The organism is Brevundimonas sp., from assembly GCF_044239655.1.
Lineage (GTDB): Bacteria > Pseudomonadota > Alphaproteobacteria > Caulobacterales > Caulobacteraceae > Brevundimonas.
Map to the genome: position 1 here is coordinate 1 of NZ_JBIIAY010000189.1, position 3,737 is coordinate 3,737.

At 70.4% G+C, this 3,737-nt stretch carries 2 protein-coding genes; both read right to left on the bottom strand.

Annotation, left to right across the window (positions count from 1 at the left end):
• On the bottom strand, nt 1–859 hold an 859-nt coding region (locus ACILQR_RS16010; RefSeq protein ID WP_395652363.1), incomplete at its 3' end, for a sulfite exporter TauE/SafE family protein.
• Between the two features lie 127 nt (nt 860–986).
• Nucleotides 987–3,737, bottom strand: a 2,751-nt coding sequence (locus ACILQR_RS16015) for a hypothetical protein (RefSeq protein WP_395652364.1), incomplete at its 5' end; no start/stop codon positions are given.

Sequence of the window (3,737 nt, forward strand, 5' to 3'; positions counted from 1 at the left end):
TATAGACGCCGACCCCCAGGACGATGAAGCCGAGCGCCGCGCGCAGTTCCTCGCCCCGGAACCGCCCGGCCGCCCTGACGCCCAGCTGGGCCCCGACGACACCCCCGACCAGCAGGATGGTCGACAGCACGATGTCCACCGTCTGGTTCCGTCCGGCCTGAAGCACGGTCGTGATGCCGGTGGTGATGATGATCTGGAACAGGCTGGTGCCGACCACCACCCCCGCCCGCATCCGCAGCACATAGAGCATGGCCGGCACCAGGATGAAGCCGCCCCCCACCCCCATGATGGCCGACAGGATCCCCGCGAAAACCCCCAGGGCCACCGGCGGGATCACGCTGATGACCAGGCCCGAGCGCGGAAATTTCATCTTGAACGGCAGGCCGTAGAGGAAGATCGGCCGACGACGCTCCTTGTGCGGAGCGACCTCGCCCCGTCGCCTGCGGATGATTTCGGTCAGGCTCTCGTTCAGCATCAGCATGCCGATGACGCCGAGAAACACCAGATAGGACAGGGCCACCACAAGATCCGCTTGGCCCAGCAGGCGCAGATAGCGAAACACCTCGACCCCGAGCAGGGCGCCGGCCGCCCCGCCCGCCGCCATGATCCCGCCCATGCGGAAATCCACGGCCTTCTGACCCGAATAGCGGATCACGCCCGAGGTCGAGGAGGCCACCACGTGGCTGGCCTGGCTGGCCACAGCCACAGTCGGAGGGATGCCGAGGAAGATCAGGATCGGGGCCATCAGGAAGCCGCCGCCGATGCCGAACAGACCGGACACGAATCCGACCGCCGTCCCCAGCAGAACCAGGATCGGCCAGCTCACCGAAATCTCGGCGATCGGCAGATAGATATCCAAAGGGCGGGCCTTCGGCTGACGGGTTGATGGACGCCGGGAGGGGCGTGGGAAAAGGGTCTAGACCCGAGGCATCCGCTTCGCCACCCGTTGCATGGACGACGCGAACCTCAGAGCCGCACCGGACCGATCAGGCGAGCGGCTCGGTCTGGAAGGCTTCGGCCGCCGCCCGCGCCGTACGCCGTCCGGCGGTCGGCACCTGGGGCGTGATGCGGGTTACGGCGGTCTGGGCGTCGGTATCGCCGGTCCTGGCCGCGATCAGATACCATTTGAACGCTTCCGTCGGGTTGGGCGCTATGCCCTCGTCGCCGTTCTCATAGATGCGGGCCACATTGTACTGGCTGTCGACCAGACCGCGATCGGCCGCCTTGAGCAGCCAGTTCAGGGCCTCGGGCCGGTTCTTCGCGCCGCCGACGCCGTCGAACAGATACATGCCGAAGGCGTGCATGCCGCGCGGATCGCCGCCCTCGGCCGCGCGTCGCGCCCACAGCCGGGCCTCGGTGACGTTGCGGGTCACGCCGGCTTCACCGCCGCGCTCGTACAGGTCCGCCAGCTTCAACTGCGCCGCCGGCAGGCCGAGGTTGGCCGCACGGGTCAGGGTCGCGATCCCGCCGGGCTGGCCGGTGTCGATCTGTTCCACGGCCTGATCGAACAGGCCCTGGGCTTCGGTCTGATCCAGCGACACGGCGTCGGTCGGCGTCAGGGCCGAGGCCAGCAGGGGCGTGGTCTCGCCTTCCGGGGCCGGGGCGCGCTGGGCGGGACCCAGGCCGAGCGCCTGGCCGACCGTTTCCATGCCCGGAATGTTGAAGGCTTCGGCACCCGTCAGGCGCTGCATGGCGAAGACGCCGCCGACCACGGCGACACCGGTCACCGAGGCCAGGAAGGCCTTGCGCACCACCGAGCCGTCGCGATTGGCCTGTTTGTCCAGCCGTTCCTGCAGCCGCGACTTGCCCCCGCGCTTCAGGCCGAAGGCGGATTTGGGCTCATCCGTCACAACCGGAGCCGACATCATCGCAGCGCGAGCCGCGTCGATGGCGCTGCGGGTCGAGGCCGCGCGCGCTGTCGCTGCACCAGACGCCAGCCCGGCCCGCATCTGGCGCGGATTGACGAAGTCGGTCTCGGCCGAGAACTCGTCACCCCCGGCGTCGAACGCGTCTGCGGGCGATGGTGCCGCCTGATGGCCAAAGGCCTGCGGCCGGATCGGCGCGGTAGCCTCCAGCGCATCCTCGACATCGGCCCCGCCAAAGCCGCCGAACGCCGCCGGCTGAGGTTGGGGCTCGACATAGACCGGCGCGGGCTCGGCGAGCGCCTGCGGGGCCAGAGGCTGGGTCGCGAACGGCTGGGCGGCAAACGCCGGTTCGACGGGCACAGGCGCAGGCACCGGTTCCGGCATGACTGCCGATTGCATCAGGACCCGTTCGGCCAGGGCCGCGCCGAAATCCGTCCGGGTCGGCGTCGGGCTCACGGCCCCGGGAAAGGGCTCGGGTTCGGGTCCGACCGACAGGGGATCGGCCGACCAGCCGCTGTCAGGCGCGTCCTCGTAGCCGTTGCCGAAGGCGGCGGCGCGCCAGTCGGGCTGACGCAGATCATCGGTCTCGAACCTTGCCGGTTCGCTGACGGGCTCGCGCAACGGGGCCCGCTCGGCCCGGCTGGCCATGGCGTCGCGCGCGTCGGTCAGAAGCTGCGCGGTGCGCTCTTCCGACAGCCGCATCCGCTCGGCCAGTTCGCCGGACGCGCGGTCGTAGCGCTGCTCGATCCGCTCCGAGCTGTCCGACAGTTTGCGCCCGATCTCTTCCAGGGCCTGGGCCGACTTGCGCTCCGACTGGGCGATACGGTCGGCGAGTCGGTCCGAAATCCGCGTGATCTCGCCGCCGAGCTTTTCCAGGGCGATGGCGTGCTGGTCCTCGGACCGCGTCAGCCGCTGCTCCACCGCCTGGGCATAGCGGCCCATGTCGCGGTCCATCTTTTCCGACAGCTTGTCGGACAGGGCCGAGGCGACCCCGTCGACCTTGCGCGACAGGGTGTCGGCCAGACGGTCGTCGCGGCCGGTACCGTCGGCCTCGACCTTCTGGACGCGGCCGTTCAGGTTCTGGGCGATGCGCAGGACCTCGCGGCCCATGGCCTCGATGCCCTGGGCCGAGCGTTGCTCGGAGGTCTTGACCGTGTCGCCGATGGCCAGGACGGCGCTTTCCAGCCGGCTCATCCGGCCTTCGTGCTCGGCCGTATCCAGCCGGCGCATCATGTCGGCGCGGTTGGCCTCGACCTGGCGGCCCAGGGTCTCGGCCAGCTTCTCGAACCGGGCGGCCTCGCGGCTGCCCTCGGGCTCGACCCGCCCCTCGGCGGCGCGCAGACGCTGATCCAGCCCGGCGAAGGACCGTTCCAGGCCGCGCAGGGCCTCGGTGGTCCGCGCCTGGGCGTCGTCGAGGCGGGCACCGACCTGGGCCAGCAGGTCCGATCCGATCCCCGGCCCGGCCGTCTTCTCGACCGCGTCCATGCGGGCACGCAGTTCGTTCACGCCGCTGCGCTGGCGTTCCTCGATGTCGTACAGGCGCGAGGCCAGGGCCCCGAGGCCCGTCTCGACCTTGCCGAAGGTCGCCTTGGTCTCGGGTCCGACCTGCTGTTCGAAGGTGCGCAGGCGACGGTGGCCCTCGCGCAGTTCCTCGGAGATGTCGTCCAGACGCCGGCCCTGCGTCTTGGCCGTCGCATCCTGGCCGTCGAGACGACGGACCAGACCCGAGACGGCCTGATCGACGCCCTGGATCGCGACGGTCGAGCGGCGCTCGGCGGCCTCCAGACGCGCGGCGATGGCGTCCACCGACGCAGCAACCCGGTGGAGGACGTCGTCCGATGCGTCGTACGAAGACCGGCCCGGCCGGTCATA